Source organism: Mesorhizobium sp. M4A.F.Ca.ET.020.02.1.1, from assembly GCF_004022645.1.
Taxonomy (GTDB): Bacteria; Pseudomonadota; Alphaproteobacteria; order Rhizobiales; family Rhizobiaceae; genus Mesorhizobium.
In genome coordinates, this window is sequence record NZ_RZOI01000991.1 from 1 (window position 1) to 1758 (window position 1758).

General features: G+C 63.1%; 3 protein-coding genes. All 3 read left to right on the forward strand.

The genetic code is table 11. The features are described 5' to 3' along the window. On the forward strand, positions 1-298 hold a 298-nt coding region (locus EN742_RS33995; RefSeq protein ID WP_148670483.1), incomplete at its 5' end, for a transglutaminase family protein. A 30-nt stretch (positions 299-328) separates the two neighbouring features. Continuing rightward, positions 329-1060, forward strand: coding sequence for a peptidase (locus EN742_RS34000; protein ID WP_126054729.1), 732 nt, complete (start codon positions 329-331; stop codon positions 1058-1060). A 104-nt stretch (positions 1061-1164) separates the two neighbouring features. Then, the coding region (locus EN742_RS34005; RefSeq protein WP_245492463.1) for a pyridoxal-dependent decarboxylase at positions 1165-1758 on the forward strand (594 nt) is incomplete at its 3' end.

Sequence of the window (1758 nt, forward strand, 5' to 3'; positions counted from 1 at the left end):
GGACCACAGCCATATCTTCGCTGCCGCGGCGCGCGCCATGGGCTTTCCGGCCCGCTATGTCAGCGGCTATCTGATGATGGATGCGGCGGTCCAGCAGGCGGCGAGCCACGCCTGGGCCGAGGCGCATGTCCAAGGCCTCGGCTGGGTTGCTTTCGATGCCGCCAACGGAATCTCCCCCGACGAGCGCTATGTGCGCGTGGCGACCGGGCGCGACTACCGCGACGCCTCACCGGTATCGGGGATTAGGCTGGGACAGGCGCAGGAACAGCTTGCGGTGACTGTCACGGTAGAGCAGTAATTCCAGCGGAATCGCTGCTAAAGAGTACCCATGACCTATTGCGTCGGCCTGAAGATCGATCGCGGGCTCGTGTTCATGTCGGACACGCGCACCAACGCCGGCATGGATTCGATCTCGACCTTCAAGAAGATGCATGTCTGGGAGGAGCCCGGCGAGCGCGTCATTGTGCTGATGTCGGCCGGCAATCTGGCGACCACGCAGGCCGTGGTCAGCCTGCTCGACGAGCGCACCAAGGCAGTGGCGGATCGCCATGCGACGCTGCTCGAGACGCCGTCCATGTACCAGACGGTGCGGCTGGTAGGCGATACGGTCAAGGAGGTCATCGCTCATTCCTCGCCCGCAGGCGACAAGGCCGATTCCTACTTCAACGCCTCCTTCATCCTCGGCGGCCAGATCAAGGGCAGCCCGCCGCGGCTGTTCATGATCTATCCCGAGGGCAATTTCATCGAATCGACCGACGACACGCCGTTCTTCCAGATCGGCGAGACCAAATACGGCAAGCCGATCATCATCCGCGCCTATGAACGCACGATGAGCCTGGCCGAGACGGTGAAGCTGCTTTTGGTGTCCTTCGATTCGACGCTGAAGTCGAACCTGTCGGTCGGCCTGCCGCTCGACCTGCTGTTCTACGAGAAGGACGCCTTCAAGGTCAGCCTCAAGAAGCGCATCGGCCAGGACGATCACTATTACCGCACAATCTCGGACGGCTGGTCGAACGCGCTGAAGACGGCTTTCGCCAGCCTGCCGGATTTTCCGGGGTAGGGCGGCGCGACCTCGCCGAATCATTGCCTTCATATATTTAACATGTTAATCAACACCCGAGCGGTTGCATTTGCCGGCGCGGCGGCCGGCTACTGGGAGGAAACATGGACAATAACGAATTCCGCACTTGGTCTAGGCGTGCCGCCGACTGGGGTGTCGACTACCGCGACACCTTGCGCGAACGGCCGGTGCGCCCAGCGCTTGCCCCTGGCGAGGTTTTCCATGCCATCGAGGTCTCGCCGCCGGAAACCGCGGAACCGATGGACAGGATCTTTGCCGATTTCGAGGAAAAGATCGTGCCCGGCATGACGCATTGGCAGCACCCGCGCTTCTTCGCCTATTTCCCGGCCAATGCCGCCCCAGTCTCGGTGGTTGCCGAGTATCTGGCTTCGGCGATGGCGGCGCAGTGCATGCTGTGGCAGACCTCGCCGGCGGCGACCGAGTTGGAGACCCGTACCGTCGACTGGATGCGCCAGGCGCTCGGCCTGCCCGATGGCTTTTCCGGCGTCATCCAGGATTCGGCTTCGTCGGCAACGCTGGCCGCGGTGCTGACCATGCGCGAGCGGGCGCTCGACTGGCAGGGGAACAAGGAAGGGCTGACAGGGCAGGCGAGGCTTCGCGTCTATTCCTCCGACCAGGTTCACACCTCGATCGATCGCGCCATCTGGGTCGCCGGCATCGGCGAGGAGAACCTCATC

What these genes read in the sequence shown, in the direction of transcription:
- EN742_RS34000 (WP_126054729.1), top strand. Translation starts at nt 329, where the DNA reads ATGACCTATTGCGTCGGCCTGAAGATCGATCGCGGGCTCGTGTTCATG.